Raw genomic sequence first — 15,875 nt, forward strand, 5'->3', positions numbered from 1 at the left:
ACCATCTCAGCGGGAATCTTGTCGACCGGCATTCCGAGAATTGCCAGCGCCATGATCGGCGAGCCGCCCATGGCATAGATGTCGGACAGCGCATTGGTCGCCGCGATGCGCCCGAAGTCGAATGGATCGTCCACCATCGGCATGAAGAAGTCGGTGGTCGCGATCACGCAGGTGCCGTCATCGAGTTGCCAGACGGCGGCATCGTCCGCGGTCTCGGTGCCGACCAGAAGCTGCCGGAACGGCGCGGCCGCCGGAGCGTCGGCCAGCAATTGCTGCAGCACCGCCGGCGCCAGCTTGCAGCCGCAGCCGCCGCCATGGGCGAGGCTCGTGAGCCGGACCTTGTAGGTGTTCATGACATTCACTCCCGTTCGCCCGCGAGCATAGCACCGGATGATGGCAATGACGTCAGGTCAGCCCGGCGCTGCCAGCCACGGGCGACAAGGGCGACTACTCGTAGAATTGGGGCGAATGCTTCACGCTTTCGAAAGTCGGCAGATCGTGGTTGATCCAGAGCAACGCCTTCTTGTCCGCGACGACCTTGGCAAGTCTTGCATGCGAGGCATGCGTCTGTTCGGCGCTGGTGTTCAGCGATGGCACGCGGTCATTGTCCCAGTTGTCCTTGAAGTGCGCGGCGTCGCCGGTCAGCACCACCCAGCCGGTCCTGGCCAGGTGCACCAGCAGCGACTGATGCCCGGGCGTATGGCCCGGGGTGGAGAGGATGGTGACGCTGCCGTCGCCGAACACATCGAGATCGCCGGAGAGCTCGCGCATTGGCCGGTCCCTCTTGAAGGGCGCGGGCTTGCCCGGCGCGAATGCCCAATCGAGCTCGGCCTTCTGGATCAGGAGCGTCGAGGTCGGAAACATGTCGACATTGCCGATATGGTCGCCGTGCGTGTGCGAGATCGCGACGAAGCTGATGTCGGCCGGCTTCACCTTCACCTCGTCGAGCTGCGCCGCAAGCTTCTTCGCCCGTGTCGCCGTACCGAGAGCGTTGGTTACGGGCTTGTCAGCGAGCGCGTCGGGAAAACCCGTGTCCCACAGGAACCACTGTGTGCCGTGATGAATGAGATAGCAGTTGTCGGAGAATTCGATCGGCTTGCCGACATTGACGCCAGGTGACCAACGCGACTGATCGAGCGCGGAATTGTGGCCGCAATCCATGACGTAAAGCCGGTCGGCGGTCTGCGCCGCCGCCGGCAGGCTGATGGCCATGATGATCGCGACGCCAAGAAACAGCGGTTGCAGGCGCATTTAATTCCTCTCCCATGCCGGCTGGCCGAAAGCCTAACGGACGCGCAACGGTCCGGTATTCACTTTTGCGGGATCGGCTGGGCGTCGAGCCAGCGCCGCGCCGCGTGCATCTCGCGGAAGATCGCGAGCGGGCGGCGGACCTGCGCTGCGTCGGCGAAGATCTGCGCCTGGGCATAGCTCTCGTCGGTGGCCGCCACGATCGCGACCGGTCCGATCTGGCCATGCTGTGCATAGTACGAGATACGTGCGCCCAGCGCCTTCAGGCTCTCCTCGTTGAGCGCCATCGGCGTGTGCGTGATCTCGAAGATCTTGCGATAGGAGATGCCGCCCTCGGCGGTCACGCCCGTGAAATACTGCTCGATATCCGCGACGGTGACCTCATCCCGGGCGACCGCGACGACCAGTCGGGAGGGGTGGGAAATGGTCCAGTGAACCGGCATCCGCTCCGCGGATCTGCACGCTCAGGCCGCAGGCGCGCGCGGCGGAGCGGCGGGCGTCTCGACACGGCAACGCTGCTGGCCCAGCGCCGTCAGGCGGATGCGGCCGTCGCTCTCCTCGACAAGGGCCAGTTGCTTCAACCGTTCAACCGAACTCGAGCGCAGGTGCTTGGGCTTGGTGATTCCGTTCGCCACGCGCTGAAGCGCCGTCTGTTCGTTCGGGCTGAGCGGGGCGAGCAAGCCGCGTTCCATTGGCACCTCCTGCTCATCGGGAAGGCATCAAAGCGCGTCGCTGCGGAAGTGGCAATAGACTCAATATGAAGAGACTGTGGCATGTGAAGCGACTGTGGCGCTGGCAACCGACGTCGTCGATTGCTGGCGACAGAGGGTCGACGTCCTGTTCACTTGTTGCCTCGCAGGTGCAACAATGAATGGCTGCGACTCGGGGGCATGCTTGTCGTTTGCGACTTGCGCGCGGTCTTTTTTCTGTCGAGTGGGAAGTGGAACAGGCATGATGCCTTCGGGGGACATGGGCACCGTGGAAGTGGGCATCGTGAAGCGGAAAATCTGAATGGCGGGGTTGCGGGCTCTGTCACTCGACAGGGTGTCGAAACACTATGGCCCGGCCAGGGCGCTGGACGACGTATCGCTCACTGTCGCAGGCGGCGAGTTCCTGACGCTCCTGGGCCCGTCCGGCTCGGGCAAGACGACTCTGCTGATGTCGATCGCGGGATTTGTGGCACCGACCGGCGGCCGCATCCTGCTGAATGGCCAGCCGATCCAGCACCTGCCGCCGGAAAGGCGCAATTTCGGCATGGTGTTTCAGGGTTATGCACTGTTTCCCCATCTCAGCGTGGCGCGCAACGTTGCCTTTCCGCTCGAGGTACGCGGCACACCGCGCGCCGAGATCGCGAACAAGGTGAAGGAGGCGCTCGAGCTGGTGCGGCTTGGTGGCTTCGCCGATCGTCTGCCACGGCAACTCTCGGGCGGCCAGCAGCAGCGCGTCGCGCTCGCCCGTGCACTGGTCTTCGCGCCGCATCTCCTGCTGCTCGACGAGCCTCTGAGCGCGCTCGACCGCAAGCTGCGCGCCGACATGCAGATCGAGCTGAAATCCTTCCACCGCCAGATCGGCCTCACCTTCATCTATGTGACGCACGATCAGGAGGAGGCCCTCAGCATGTCCGACCGCGTCGCCATTCTGCGCGAGGGCAAGGTGCTGCAGCTCGGAGCGCCAACCGATCTCTACGAGCGGCCCGCCACGCGTTTCGTTGCGGAGTTTCTCGGTAAGAGCAATTTCCTGTCGGGAACGGTCGAGCGGCGCTCGGGCGAGAGCTTCGCATTCCGCTGCAATGGGCTGCTCTTCGAGCAGCAGGGCGGAGAATCACCCGTGGGCGCGTCGGTGCTGGTCGCCCTTCGTCCCGAGCGCCTCCGCGTGGTGGGCGACGGCAGCCAGCCGCGCAACCAGGTGGAAGGCACGACCGCGGAATTCAGCTATCTGGGTACCTCGTTCCACCTCCTGGCGGACACTGCCATCGGGCGCCTCGCCGTCACCATCCCCACCTGGCGCCATGGCGCATCGCCCGTGGTTGGAGGCAAGATCACATTGGGCTGGGATCCGGACGCATCGATCCGGGTCGAGGACGACTGACGTCGCGAGAAGGGAGACATCACATGAGCAGGCTGCAGACATTCGCGGAGGATCAGGCGGAGATCCTGGCGGCATCGCGCCGCACTCTGTTGAAGGGCGGCTTGGCGCTCGGCGCCGCGGCTGCGGGATTCGGCGGACCGGCGCAAGCGGCGCCCAAGGAAGTGGTGCTGGCCAATTTCGGCGGCGATGCGGTGAAGGCGATGACCGAGGCTTTCGTCGTGCCCTACGAGAAGGCGACCGGCGGCAAGATGGTGATCGACGGCTCCGGTCCGTCGAACGGCAAGATGAAGACCATGGTGCTGGCCAAGAACGTCACGTGGGACGTTGTCGATTCCGGGCTGGGCGGCACCGGCGAGCTGGGCCCGGCGGGCCTCCTCGAGGAGATCGACTATTCGGTCGTCGACAAGGCGAAGGTGACACCGGGCTTCGCCTACAAGTACGGCGTCTGCAACTACATGTTCTCGACCGTGCAGGCATGGGACACGAGCAAGGTGAAGGAGAAGCCCACGCTCGCCGACTTCTTCGATACCGGGAAGTATCCGGGCAAGCGGCTGATGCGCAAGGACAGCCAGGCCATGCTCGAGCTCGCGCTGATGGCCGACGGCGTGCCGGCCGACAAGCTCTATCCGCTGGACGTGCCGCGTGCGATGAAGAAGGTCGCGGCGATCAAGAAGGACCTCCTGTTCTGGTCGACGGGCGCCGAGAGCCAGACCATGCTGCGTGAGGGCGAGGTGGTGATGGGCTGGCTGTGGCACACGCGCGCCGTGCTCCTGCAGAAGGACACCAACAAGAAGGTGACGTTCTCCTTCGACGGCGGCCTCCTGCAGCCCGGTCTGTGGGTGGTGCCCAAGGGCAACCCCGCCGGCAAGCAGGCAATGACCGCCATTGCCTCCATGCAGGCGCCGGAGGGCCAGGTGAAGCTCCTGGCCGCCATGGGCAACGGGCCCGCCAATCCTGCCGCTGCGTCGCTCGTGCCGTCCGAGCTCAACGCGATCAATCCCGGTGCGGCGGAGAACGTGAAGGTGCAGGCCAAGATCGATGCCGACTGGTACGAGAAGAACTACGCCAAGGTGCGCCAGGGCTTCCTCGACATGATCGCGTCGTGATCGCTCGTCGGACCGCGGGCTTCCGCCTCGTGCACGGGTGCACCGGCAGCACGCGGTTCGGATGATTTCCGACCGCCGCACCTCCTGGCTGATGATTGCGCCGGCGCTGGCGCTGGTCACGGTGCTGTTCTTCGCGCCGCTCTTGCGCGTGCTGGTGATCAGCGTCACCGAGCCGTCGTTCGGCCTCGGCAATTATGCTCTGCTGCTCACCAGCGCTTCGATCCAGCGCACATTGCTCACGACCTTGCGCATATGCGTCTTCACCACCGCGATTACCCTGGTGCTGGCTTATCTCGTGGCCTATGTGCTGACCCATGCGCGGCCGGCGGCGCAGCGCCTGATGCTGCTCGGCGTGTTGCTGCCGCTCTGGATGTCGGTGCTGGTGCGGGCTTTCGCCTGGGTGACGCTGTTGCGTCGCGAGGGGCTGATCAACAAGGCACTGGAGGCGCTGGGCCTGATCGACCACCCGCTGTCGCTGATGTGGAACGAGACCGGCGTCACCATCGGCATGGTCCACTACATGCTACCGCTTGGCATTCTGCCGCTGTGGTCCGCCATGCGCGCCATCGACGGCCGCGTAGTGGCCGCCGCGCGCGGCCTGGGCGCAGGACCTGCGCAGGCCTTCTTGCGCATCTTCCTGCCGCTCAGCCTGCCGGGCGTGATCGGCGCCGGCCTGCTCGTCTTCATTTTCTCCCTCGGCTTTTTCATCACTCCGGCGATCCTGGGCGGTGGCAAGATCATCATGGTCGCCGAATATATCGACGGCCAGATTCAGGAGACGCTGCGCTGGGGCGTCGGCACCATGGTCGCCTCGACCTTGATCGCCACCATCTTCCTTCTGATGGTCGTGCTCGGCCGCATCGTCGACTTGCGCACGCTGTTCGGGGCCAAGTGACGGAGCGGCCGTGATGGAGCGCATGCTGCAACCCGGCCGTTCGGTCCGCACGCTGGGCTGGAGCGTGATCTGCTTTCTGCTGCTGCCGGTCCTCGTGATCTTCCCGATCTCGGTCACCGACCGGCGCTTCCTGTCGATGCCGCAGCACGGCATCTCCTTCGAGCACTATGCCAATCTCTTCACCAGCCCCGACTGGCTGGGCAGCATCGGCCAGAGCCTGGTGATCGGCATCGTTTCCTCGGCGATCGCGGTCACGGCCGGCACTCTGTGCGCCATCGGCTGCTGGCGACTCTCGTCGCGTGCCGGTGAGATCGTGCGCGGCCTGATGCTGGTTCCGATCGTCGTCCCGACCATTGTCTACGCGATCGGCATCTACCGCTTCTGGGTCGATCTCAGGCTGCTCGATACCTATACCGGCGTGATCCTGGTGCATGCCGTCACGGGCGTTCCGTATGTCGTAATCACCGTGTCGACGGCGCTGGCGGGTTTCGATCAGCGGCTGGAGCAGGCAGCGCGCAATCTCGGCGCCTCCATGCCGCAGACCTTGTGGCGGGTCGTGCTGCCCTCCATCCTGCCGGGCGTGGTCTCCGGTGCGATCTTTGCCTTCATCCAGAGCTGGGACGAGCTGGTCATCGTGCTGTTCATCGCCAGCCGTGCCATCTTCACGCTGCCGCGGCGCATCTGGGACGGCATCAACGAGCACCTCGACCCGACCATGGCGGCGGTCGCAGCGATCTTGATCCTGCTGTCGGCGCTGCTGCTGGTCGTCGACCTCAGCATTCGGCGAAAAAGAGAAGGGTGATGGAGAGCAAGACGAGCGCGATCGGATGGGTGGACGACAATCTCGAGCGGCTGTCGAACGACCATCTCACGATCTGGAACTACCACGAGCCGTCGTGGCGCGAATACAAGTCGGCCAGGTGGTACGTCGAGCGACTGCGCGCCGAGGGGTTCGCGGTGGAAGAGGGCTCGGGCGAGATGCCGACGGCGTTCTGCGCGAAGTGGTCGAACAAGGCCAATGGCGGGAAGGCTGGTCCCGTGATCGGCGGCTATGCCGAATACGACGCCATTCCCGGCCGCAGCCAGGCCGCAGTGCCCTACCGAAAGCCGCGGGCAGGCGTGAGCAAATACGCCGCCGGCCACACCGATCCGCATTCCGGCCTGGGCATCGGCGCCCTGGCCGGCTTCCTTGCCGCCAAGTACGCGATGGAGAAGCACGGCATCGCCGGGACGCTCGTATTCCTGGGCGAGCCGGCGGAGAAGATGTGCGGCTCGAAACCGGTGCACGCGGCCAAGGGCTACTACGACGAGCTCGATGCAGCCATCAGCTTCCACCCGCATTCCTTCCAGGCGCTCTCCAACGGCTGCTTCTGGGACACGCATTCGGCCCCGTACTGGAGCCGGATCTACACCTTCGAATGCAACGAACCCGAGACCTGGCAGAGCCAGCAATCGGCGGCAGCAGTGGCGCATCTGCACTCTGCCGCCCGCGCGCCCGGTGCGATCGATGCGGTGTGCCTGATGTACACCTCCTCGAAGTACCTCAAGGAGGCGATGCTGCCTCACACGGGCTCGTGGAGCCTGAACGAGTTCATCCCGATCGCGGGTCTCGCAGCGGCGGACAACATCGCGCCGGTCCTGTCGCAGATCCAGTACTCCCTGCGCGCGCCCGATATCGAGATGTGCGAGCGCGTGTTCGCCGTGCTCGACAACAATGCCGCGCATTGTGCCGCCATGACCCACTGCAGCATGGAGAGCGCCTGGATCACCAAGACGCGGGCCGGGTTGCCCAATCATGCGATGGCCGAGCTGACCTTCCGGAACTTCGAGCTGGTCGGACCGCCGAGGTGGAACGACGAGGCGCGTACCTTCGCGCGGGAGATCCAGAAGAACCTCGGGATCGCGCCGATGGATGATCCTTTCGCGCCCGAGACGCAACGTCTTTCGCCGCCATGGGAAGCGGAGAAATCGTTCCGCGCGCAACTGCCGCCCTGGCAGAAGAACCTCGCGGCCGACGATTACGTCGAATACACCTGGCATGCGCCGACGGTGCGGCTCTATGTGAGCCGGCCGACATTGGTGCCGCCAAATCCCGGCTACCGCTACCCCGACTGGTGCCGATACGCCATGATGGGCACCCCGGCCTGCATCGATCCCATGTGGTCGACGGCGGGCAAGGTGATCGGCGCCACCATCCTCGACCTCGTGACGGACAGGACCGGGTTGGAGCGCGCCCGGGCCGAGTTCAGGGAGCGCACCGGCGGCGGCGTCGGCGGCTCGAGATGGGTGTCGCCGCTCTTGCCCAGGGATTTCCGGCCGCCGATCCATTACCGCTGGCCCGAGTACGTCAGCACCGTACGCGGCGAGGAATGGACCATACCGACGGAGAAGAAAGGAACTGCGTAATGGGGATCATCTCCGAGGCGGAATACCGCTACAACATGCTGATCAAGACCTTCGCCTCGCGGCCCGAGCCCGCCTTCGAGACGGCAAGCGAGCAGACCGGCGTCTGGGGCCAGCAATGGGGCTGCAACAGCGACGTCGGCAATCTGCGCAAGGTGATGATGCACCGGCCCGGCGACGAGCTGCAAGTCGTCGATCCGGCCAAGAAGCTGCCCGACATCGGTGCCTACGGCGATCCCGAGACCGGCTGGTATTGGCGCGGCGATACGGTGCCCGACCTCGAGTCGATGCAGGCGCAGCATGACGGGCTCGTCGAGGCACTGCGCGAGGAGCAGGTCGAGGTCGTGTTCCTCGACGAATGCGCACCGGGCAAAATGAAGTCGGTCTACACGCGTGACTCGGTGATCGCGGTGAATGGCGGCGCGATCGTGACCCGTATGGGACCGCCGGTACGGCGCGGCGAGGAGCTGCCGGTGACGCGCACGCTGGCGAAAATGGGCATGCCGATCCTGCGCACGATCCATGGTACCGGCATCCTTGAAGGCGGCAGCTTCGCCTTCATCACTCCCAAGGTCGCGGTGGTCGGCATCTCGAGCCGCGTCAACGAAGAGGGCGCCCGCCAGCTCGAGGAGGTGCTGAAGGTGCAGGGCATCGAGCTCCTGCGCGTGCATCTCACCGGCTATCGCCTCCATATCGACGGCAACTTCGTGATGATCGATGTCGACACGGCGCTCATCAATCCCACGCAGCTTCCCTTCACGTTCCTGGAGAAGCTGAAGGAACTCAAGGTCCGCACGATCGAGGTCTGCCCCGAGGATCCGATCTGGACGATCAACTGCCTGGCGGTACGGCCGGGTCGCATCCTGATCGCCGACCAGGTCAGCAACCGCACGCTCGACAAGCTGAACGACGCCGGCGTCTCGATCAGGCTGGTGCCCTACGACAAGGTCTACCTCGGCGGTGGCGGCATCCACTGCTCGACAGGACCGCTGGTGCGCGATCCGATCTGAGAGCGGGCGACGGCAAGCGGACAGGTTCACATACGCGCGGCCAGCACATAATATCCGCGGGTGGCCATCGGTAGGCGCGTAGAGTCCTGAGCTGGGGGGCCCGCTTTGAAACGCCGTGATCTGTGGCCGTTGGCCGTCTGTGCAATGTCCAGCCGTGCCTGGGCGCAATCGCCGATGCCCGCTATCGGCTTTCTCAACCCGACATCGCCCGACACCTACGCCTTCACTGCCATAGCCTTCCGGACCGGACTGAAGGAAGCGGGCTACGTCAACGGAGAGAATTGCAGGATCGTCTATCGCTGGGGCCGCGGCGCCTACGATCGCCTTCCTGTCCTCGCCGCGGAGCTCGTCAATGAGAAGGTGGCAGTGATCGCGGCGACGGGCGACGTCGCTTCGGCCAGGGCGGCTCAGGCGGCCACAGGCACCATACCGATCGTGTTCACCATCGGCGCGGATCCCGTCCGGTTCGGGTTGGTGGCCAGCATGGCCCGGCCGGGCGGCAACACGACCGGAATCAGCCTGCTTTCGGCGATCCTGAGTGCGAAGCGCATCCAGATTCTGAAGGAACTCGCGCCGCGTATCGACCGGATCGGGCTGCTGATGAATCCCGACAACTATACGGCAGAGGCCGAGCAGCGGGACGCCGAGGTGGCGGCCGCGAGTCTGGCATCGACAACGCTCGCGATCCCTGTCCGGACAGCGCAGGACATCGACAAGGCATTCGGGCGTTTCGCGCAGGAAGGTATGCAGGGCTTCGTGGTCGCCACCGATCCCTTTCTGATCAATCGGCGCATGCAGATCGTCGAACTGGCCGCGCAGAGTCGAATGGCGGGAATCTATCCCGTGCGCCAGTTCGTCGATAGTGGGGGGCTCGTGAGCTACGGCCCCAGTCTCAGCTGGATGTACCGTCAGGCCGGCCGCTACGTCGGCCAGATTCTCCGCGGTGCCCGACCGGCCGAGATGCCGGTTCTGCAGCCGACCGAATTCGAGCTGGCCATAAACGTCAAAGCGGCCGAAAGTCTGGATATCGGTGTGCCTCCGGCCATGGCAGTCTTGGCGGAGCTGGTCGCCGAGTGAGGAAAACCGGCGGCGATTTGGTCCACATTTCGGCCAGCTGTGCTGTGCGGCAGGAGGCAGGCATGCGCAACATCGATCCGCAGGAGTGGGAGATCCGCTGCGATCTCGCGGCGGCCTATCGACTGATCGCCCATTTCGGCATGGACGATCTCATCTTCACGCATCTCAGCGCGCGCCTGCCCGGCAAGGAGCATCGCTTCCTGCTCAATCCCTACGGGCTGATGTTCGACGAGATCACGGCCTCGAGCCTCGTCGTGGTCGATCCCGAGGGCCATGCGGTCGAGAAGGAGGAGGAGTCGAGGATCAACAATGCGGGCTTCACGATCCACTCGGCCGTGCACATGAGCCGCGACGATGCGCAGTGCGTGATGCACACCCACACCACGGCCGGCATGGCTGTGGCAGCGCAGGAGGAGGGGCTGCTGCCGCTCAATCAGATGTCGATGGAATTCTACGGCCGCGTCTCCTACCACGACTACGAGGGCGTGGCGCTCGACCTCGACGAGCGCGACCGGCTGGTACGCGACCTCGCCGACAACGACGTGATGATCCTGAAGCATCACGGCCTGTTGACGACGGGGCGCACCGTCGCCGAGGCCTTCTACAACATGTACTACGTGGAGCAGGCCTGCCGCATCCAGATCGCCGCTACGCAGGGCGGTCAAAAGATCGCGTTGCCGCCGCCCAGGGTCGCCGAGCACACGGCCCGGCAGTTCGAGAATTTCGACGGCAAGGGCGAGCGACCCTGGAAGGCGCTGCGCCGCATGCTCGACCGCGACAGTCCGGCCTACGCGAGCTAAACGCCAATCAAGCCTTGAAGCCCTGTCTCGCCAACAGCTTCCAGCTCGATCCCTGCTTCTGCCAGACCTGCAGAACGCTGATCTTGGACATGGTCCAGTTGCTGTCGCCGCTGCCGCTTTCGCTCATCCAGGCATGGCGCACGATGGCGTCGGTTCCGGCGATGGCGACGGTCTGCTTGGAAAGCTCGATCGACTTGTAGACTGTTTTCTTGCTGACGATCACGTCGACGAAGGCGGCTTTGTCCTGCACCGCGCCACTCGAATGGCCGTAGCTCAACTGATCGGCGACCAGCGATTCGAGCTTGGCCTTGTCGGCGGAGAGCATCGCCTTCGTGAGCTCGATGACGGCATCGCTGACGGCGGCGAGGGCTTCCTTGTCTTTGTCCTTCTCTTTTTCCTTTTCCTTGTCCTGGGCGCGCACCTGGGGAACCGTCGCGACGCCGGAGGCCAGCAATGCGGTAATGGCCAGAGTGCGGCGGCTGATCGTCATCACGTCCTCCAGAGGCTTGCCGACTTCGGGCGACCGGTCGCGACGTTAGCACAGGACAAAGCTGTCAGACCCCGTGAATGTTCGTGCGGTCCGGAGACTGCCGCATGTCGACGATGCGCCGCTATCAGGGCGAACCGCGATTGTTCTGGCCGTGGTCGTGGGTGGCATATCGACCGTCGGCGCCCGGCAAGTCCTTGCAACCGGCGGAGAAAGCGACCGCGAACAGAGCAAGCGCGACGACGGCCAGTGTTCTCATCCCCCACCTCCTTGGTAAGGCCATGTAACGTCGATGTCGGCACAGGCCAGATCTCCCGAGGCGAGGCGTGCGCGACCACCGGGCAAGCTGTCTCGCTACCGAGCCTTCGCCGTGAACGGGACATGCCGCGTGTCTACCGCTGTCCCGGTCGCGCCGGTCGATCAATTCTCGTTGATTGGCATGGTCGGCGGGCAAGGCCGGTGGTCAGTGTGCGAGGAGAATGTAGGCGAGCCAGGCGATGGGGAGGGCGGCGTAGAACGCCAGCAATCCCCAGAACAGGACAGGCTGCCGCACGCGGTCGATGACGTGCCGTCCACGCAGGTCCATCTGCCCGCGCCGCAGGGCACGCACAATCAGCCAGCCGCAGAGTGCGGCGAGCGCGACCAGGACGATGAAGGCATCGCCTGACAGGGTGTCATCGACCGGCAGGGCCATGGCAGATCAAGGGGGCACGGTTCAAATCAGGTAGAGGGGTCAAATCAAATAGATGCGGTCGGGGAGCTCGTCCTGGTGCTCCTCGGTCCGCGGGAAGTGCACGGCAAGCACGTTGGCGCAGCGGTCGATCGCGGCGACGAAGCCGTCGGCGATGCGGCCCTCGCGCATATGTACGATCAGCGCGTCGACAGCCTGCTGCCATTCCGCTTGCGACACCCGGGCGGCGATCCCGTCGTCGGCGATGATGCGTGCGTAGCGCTCCGCCAGCGACACGAAGATCAGGATGGCGGTGCGGTCCCTGGTCCGCGTGATGCCGCGCAGGACGAACTGCTCCATGGCGACACGATGCGCGATGGCGCGGCGCGTGGCGGGCGGCAGGAGGAGGGCTCGTATGCGCGGCTGGCAGAGCAGCAGCGTCAGGGCGACGAAGACGGCCGCCTGCACCAGCAGGATCTGCTGCACGGCGAGCGGCGTCCACTGCACGAGGAGCCAGGGCAGCGCCAGCGCGGCCACGGCCGCGATGAAGACCGGCAGCGCGGTCGCGTCGGCCGATCTTCGCGCCAGCACGCAGACGATCTCGCCAGAGGTCTGCGCCTCCGCGGCATGGATGGCGGCCGAGATGCGCGCGCGATCTTCCGGCAGGAAGGCCATCACCAGCTCCCCGATGCGCCGCCGCCGCCCGACGACCCGCCTCCGCCGGAGAAGCCTCCGCCCGAGAACCCGCCGCCCGAGAAGCCGCCGCCGGTGGAAAACGTGCCGCCCCGGCCGGAGGAGCGGCCCGAACTGATCATGCTGGACAGCAGGACATTGAAGAAGAAGAAGCGAAAGCCGGGCGAGACGACGAGCAGGACGACAAGGCCGATCAGGCCCGCCACGACGATCCAGCTCAGCGGGCCCGGTTCATCCTGGCGATCGAGCCGCAGCGAGGGCCGTTTCTGCCACTCCGAAGCGTCGGTGGTGAGGACGGTGATGATGTCGTCGACACCCCGGACGATGCCGTCGCCGAAATCGCCGGCCTTGAAGCGCGGCGCGATGGCGTTGGTGATGATCACCTTCGACAGGGCGTCGGTCAGCGTGCCTTCGAGGCCGTAGCCGACCTCGATGCGCACGCGCCGCTCGTTGGGGGCGACCAGCAGCAGCACGCCGTTGTTCTTCGCCTTCTCGCCCAGCTTCCAGGTACGGAACAGGTCGTTGGCATAGGGCTCGATCTCCAGGCCGTCGAGCGACTTGACCGTGGCGACCACGAGCTGGATGCCCGATTTGGTCTCGAGATCGGCGAGCTTGGCGTCGAGCGCACGGCGGGTCTGCGGCGGGATGATGCCGGCCTGGTCGACGACCCGGCCGGTGAGCGGCGGGAAGTTCGCGGCCAGCGCCGCCATCGCGAGGCACAGCAGTACCACAAGCGACGCCATGACGGCCGGCGTCGAGCCCGCCCGTCCGGCTGGGCAGGAGACGGCGCGGCCGGCGCTCATGTCGGGGCTGTCACGATGCGTCGATCAGAACTTCACTTGCGGCGGCTTCTGCGCCTCGTCGCCCGCCGTGAACTCAGCCATCGGCTTGGCCGAGCGAAAGAAGATCGCCGCCCACAGCATCCCGGGGAAGGTCTTGAGTTCGGTATTGTAGGCGCGCACCGCCTCGATGTAGTCGCGCCGCGCAACGGCGATGCGGTTCTCGGTCCCTTCGAGCTGGGACTGCAAGGCCAGGAAGTTCTGGTTCGACTTGAGGTCGGGATAGTTCTCGCTGACCACCAGCAGCCGCCCGAGTGCGCCGGTGAGCTGGTTTTGTGCATCCTGGAACTGCTTCATCTTCTCCGGATCGGTGAGCTGCGAGGCGTCGACTTTCACCTGTGTCGCCTTGGCTCGTGCCTCGACCACCGCCGTCAGCACGTCCTTCTCCTGCTTGGCGTAGCCCTGCACGGTCGCCACGAGATTGGGGATGAGATCGGCGCGGCGTTGATAGTTGTTCTGCACATCCGCCCAGCGCGCCTTGGCCTGTTCCTCGAGTGTCGGGATGGTGTTGTAGCCGCAAGAGGCGACGGTGAAGAGAGCGAGCACCGCCGCAAGAACGGTGCCGATGCGGCTCTGCGACGAGGTCATGGAAGCTCCTGCTCGATTTTGGAGTCGAAAACGTGCGTTCCCGCCTCGCCTGGGCGCGACTCACGCCGCGAGTGCGGCCTCGCTCAGCGGATCGCCGGCAATGCGACTGTGCCACATCACGCGCGGCTGCGTCATATCCCACGGCGTGGCCTGATGCAGGAGACAGCGATTGTCCCACACCACCGCGTCGCCCGGCCGCCAGTCGTGATGATAGACGCGCGGCGGCTGGCAGGCGAAGGCGACCAGCCTCTCGAGGAAGCGCTCCGATTCGGCCTTATCCATGCCGGGAATGTCGTGGGCGTGCCGGCCGATCAGCAGCGACTTGCGGCCGGTCTCGGGGTGCACCTTCACCAGCGGACGCAGCGGCACTGGACCGTCATGCAGGCCGTAGCCGCTATATTCGCCGTCGGCCCTGCGCGTCTGGTGGCCGAGCTTGGACTGGCTGTAGTGCAGCGAGTGATGGGCGGAGAGCCCGTCGACCTTGGCGCGGGTCGCCGCGTCGAGGGCATCGTAGGCCGCGCGCATGTCGGCCCAGCCGGTGTGGCCGCCGACCGTCGGCACCACCTCGGCGGTGAACACCGCGCCCTTGGCCTGCACCGGCATGTAGGTCGAATCGGCGTGCCAGCCCATGTTGCCCTTCAGGATCTTCATCATGTCGTCGTTGTCTTTCTCGAGTCTCAGCGTGCCGTCTGCCTTCACGTTGCTGAGGGCCGCCATTTCGAACTCGAGCGGGCCGAAGCGCCTGGCGAACGCGATCTGCTCGTCGCGCTTCAGGAACTGGCCGGGAAAGATCAGCAGCGCATAGTCGAGCCACGCGGCATGCAAATCCTGCCACGTCGCCTCGTCGAGCTCGGTGATGCGAAAGCCGGTGACGATGGCGCCGAAGGTCGCGTGCAGCGGCTGGATCGAGAGGCCCTGGGGCATGTTCTGTCCTCCGCACTTTCCTGCTTCAAGTATAGCAGGCCCGCCACAGGCCGCACCCGGCCCGGCGGCGACGCGGATCGCGAACTTGCCCCTGCGCCCTGCGCCCACCGGCCCGAAAGGCGGGTGCGTCGAGACAGCCGGCGCTAGCCGCTCTGCGCCGAGCCGCGGAGCACGAAGCCGACGATCATCGCGAGGCTGCCCGCCACGCCAAGCAGGAATGCGATCAACGGTGAGTCACCGAGGAAGGCCAGGGCAAGGCAGGCCAGCACCAGAGCGATGTGCAGCACGGCGAACAGCACGAGGCGCTCGAAAGTAAGATAGGAGCGGCGATGGGCGCGCATCTCCTCGGGAGGGACTCTGGAATCGGCGGCCAGGTCGCCGGGAAACGCAGTGACATCAGCCATGATATGACCTCGTTGCGGCAATTGCCTCGGACACTCATTCAACGCCGCCTGTCGCGCCGGGTTTCCGGCCGGCCATCTCACAAGGCGCAAGCCACTCCGATGACGAACAGGCAGGCACCGACGATCACCATCCAGCGCGGGCCCGAATGGTCGATTGAACGGTGATCGGACGGGCCGAACTCGCGATCGCCCGGCATCGCCATTCTCCTGCCGGGGTCATCGACCGTTGAGCGGGCCGCTCGCCGCCGGCAGTCCGGGCGGTGTGGGGTTGCTCCAGTCGGGGAGCTGGCCGCCCGCGACGGCATTGGGCGTGTTCACCGTGCTGCTTCCGGTGCCGGCATTGTTGGGCGCCGGCGGCAGATACGCCGTCGTTCTGGGCCCGGGACTTCGATCGCTGGGCAATGCCCGGTCATGTCCGGCGGGCCGGTCGCAGGCACCTGCCGTGCAGACGGCGAGAGCGGCGAGCACCAGGCCGGCGGACCTCACGACCATCCTCCCGATGATACGTTCGCGCGGCACGCGGCGGCCGCGAGCCTCTTCGTCATGACCTTCTCCTCTCGATTCCGGTGAGACTTCAACTCGGCGCCGTGAGACAAGGTTGCGCGGCGGAGAGCCCACCGGGGCGCTCGAGCGGCGGCAATGG

21 protein-coding genes are annotated in these 15,875 nt (G+C 65.6%); 8 read left to right on the forward strand and 13 right to left on the reverse strand.

The features are described 5' to 3' along the window. The 4 genes from selD to VH499_RS21300 all read right to left on the reverse strand — a co-directional run. A partial coding sequence (selD, locus tag VH499_RS21285; protein WP_332054768.1) for a selenide, water dikinase SelD occupies nt 1-353 on the reverse strand: 353 nt, incomplete at its 3' end. A 94-nt stretch (nt 354-447) separates the two neighbouring features. Beyond that, entirely contained in the window at nt 448-1,251 is an 804-nt protein-coding gene (locus VH499_RS21290; protein WP_332054769.1) for an N-acyl homoserine lactonase family protein, read from the reverse strand. A 59-nt stretch (nt 1,252-1,310) separates the two neighbouring features. Continuing rightward, nucleotides 1,311-1,691, reverse strand: a complete 381-nt coding sequence (locus VH499_RS21295; RefSeq protein WP_332054770.1) for a hypothetical protein — start codon at nt 1,689-1,691, stop codon at nt 1,311-1,313. Nucleotides 1,692-1,712: 21 nt separating this feature from the next. Next, complete coding sequence (locus tag VH499_RS21300) at nt 1,713-1,940, reverse strand: hypothetical protein (RefSeq protein WP_332054771.1); 228 nt, start codon at nt 1,938-1,940, stop codon at nt 1,713-1,715. A 319-nt stretch (nt 1,941-2,259) separates the two neighbouring features. Here VH499_RS21300 and VH499_RS21305 point away from each other — a divergent pair, with 319 nt between their 5' ends. The 8 genes from VH499_RS21305 (at nt 2,260) to VH499_RS21340 (ending at nt 10,627) form a co-directional block, all read left to right on the forward strand. Beyond that, on the forward strand, nt 2,260-3,336 hold the full coding sequence (locus VH499_RS21305) for an ABC transporter ATP-binding protein (protein WP_332054772.1): 1,077 nt from the start codon (nt 2,260-2,262) through the stop codon (nt 3,334-3,336). Between the two features lie 23 nt (nt 3,337-3,359). Continuing rightward, nucleotides 3,360-4,442, forward strand: a complete 1,083-nt coding sequence (locus VH499_RS21310; RefSeq protein WP_332054773.1) for an ABC transporter substrate-binding protein — start codon at nt 3,360-3,362, stop codon at nt 4,440-4,442. Nucleotides 4,443-4,503: 61 nt separating this feature from the next. Next, on the forward strand, nt 4,504-5,337 hold the full coding sequence (locus VH499_RS21315) for an ABC transporter permease (protein ID WP_332054774.1): 834 nt from the start codon (nt 4,504-4,506) through the stop codon (nt 5,335-5,337). A 13-nt stretch (nt 5,338-5,350) separates the two neighbouring features. Next, the gene (locus VH499_RS21320) at nt 5,351-6,139 is read left to right on the forward strand and encodes an ABC transporter permease (protein WP_332054775.1); all 789 of its coding nucleotides are present in this window, start codon (nt 5,351-5,353) and stop codon (nt 6,137-6,139) included. After that, nucleotides 6,139-7,743, forward strand: a complete 1,605-nt coding sequence (locus VH499_RS21325; protein ID WP_332054776.1) for an amidohydrolase — start codon at nt 6,139-6,141, stop codon at nt 7,741-7,743. Before VH499_RS21320 ends, VH499_RS21325 begins: the two co-directional genes overlap by 1 nt. Next, nucleotides 7,743-8,750 carry a dimethylarginine dimethylaminohydrolase family protein gene (locus tag VH499_RS21330; RefSeq protein WP_332054777.1) on the forward strand — a complete coding sequence of 336 codons (1,008 nt, stop codon included), beginning with the start codon at nt 7,743-7,745 and terminating at the stop codon, nt 8,748-8,750. Before VH499_RS21325 ends, VH499_RS21330 begins: the two co-directional genes overlap by 1 nt. A 174-nt stretch (nt 8,751-8,924) precedes the next feature. Continuing rightward, a complete protein-coding gene (locus VH499_RS21335; RefSeq protein ID WP_332054778.1) occupies nt 8,925-9,827 on the forward strand; it encodes an ABC transporter substrate-binding protein in 903 nt (300 codons plus the stop codon). Nucleotides 9,828-9,889: 62 nt separating this feature from the next. Beyond that, nucleotides 9,890-10,627 (forward strand): class II aldolase/adducin family protein, encoded by a 738-nt coding sequence (locus VH499_RS21340; protein ID WP_332054779.1) that lies wholly within the window; start codon nt 9,890-9,892, stop codon nt 10,625-10,627. Between the two features lie 7 nt (nt 10,628-10,634). On the opposite strand, the gene VH499_RS21345 is transcribed toward VH499_RS21340, so the two are convergent. From VH499_RS21345 to VH499_RS21385, 9 genes are all read right to left on the reverse strand, one after another. Beyond that, the gene (locus tag VH499_RS21345) at nt 10,635-11,117 is read right to left on the reverse strand and encodes a nuclear transport factor 2 family protein (RefSeq protein ID WP_332054780.1); all 483 of its coding nucleotides are present in this window, start codon (nt 11,115-11,117) and stop codon (nt 10,635-10,637) included. 124 nt (nt 11,118-11,241) lie between these two features. Beyond that, nucleotides 11,242-11,373 (reverse strand): hypothetical protein, encoded by a 132-nt coding sequence (locus tag VH499_RS21350; protein WP_332054781.1) that lies wholly within the window; start codon nt 11,371-11,373, stop codon nt 11,242-11,244. Nucleotides 11,374-11,577: 204 nt separating this feature from the next. Further along, a complete protein-coding gene (locus VH499_RS21355; RefSeq protein WP_332054782.1) occupies nt 11,578-11,808 on the reverse strand; it encodes a hypothetical protein in 231 nt (76 codons plus the stop codon). Nucleotides 11,809-11,847: 39 nt separating this feature from the next. Further along, a complete protein-coding gene (locus VH499_RS21360; protein ID WP_332054783.1) occupies nt 11,848-12,459 on the reverse strand; it encodes a TPM domain-containing protein in 612 nt (203 codons plus the stop codon). Next, nucleotides 12,459-13,220: a TPM domain-containing protein gene (locus VH499_RS21365; protein WP_414709822.1), complete on the reverse strand. Its 762-nt coding sequence runs from the start codon at nt 13,218-13,220 to the stop codon at nt 12,459-12,461. The genes VH499_RS21360 and VH499_RS21365 overlap by 1 nt, the downstream gene beginning before the upstream one ends. An 84-nt stretch (nt 13,221-13,304) precedes the next feature. After that, nucleotides 13,305-13,904, reverse strand: coding sequence for a LemA family protein (locus VH499_RS21370; protein WP_332054785.1), 600 nt, complete (start codon nt 13,902-13,904; stop codon nt 13,305-13,307). Nucleotides 13,905-13,964: 60 nt separating this feature from the next. Next, nucleotides 13,965-14,828 (reverse strand): TauD/TfdA family dioxygenase, encoded by an 864-nt coding sequence (locus VH499_RS21375; RefSeq protein WP_332054786.1) that lies wholly within the window; start codon nt 14,826-14,828, stop codon nt 13,965-13,967. Nucleotides 14,829-14,971: 143 nt separating this feature from the next. Further along, nucleotides 14,972-15,232: a hypothetical protein gene (locus VH499_RS21380; protein WP_332054787.1), complete on the reverse strand. Its 261-nt coding sequence runs from the start codon at nt 15,230-15,232 to the stop codon at nt 14,972-14,974. A gap of 216 nt (nt 15,233-15,448) precedes the next feature. Next, a complete protein-coding gene (locus VH499_RS21385; RefSeq protein WP_332054788.1) occupies nt 15,449-15,724 on the reverse strand; it encodes a hypothetical protein in 276 nt (91 codons plus the stop codon). Nucleotides 15,725-15,875: the final 151 nt, after the last annotated feature.

Origin of the sequence: Reyranella sp. (assembly GCF_036558665.1) — a bacterium.
Classification (GTDB): Bacteria; Pseudomonadota; Alphaproteobacteria; order Reyranellales; family Reyranellaceae; genus Reyranella.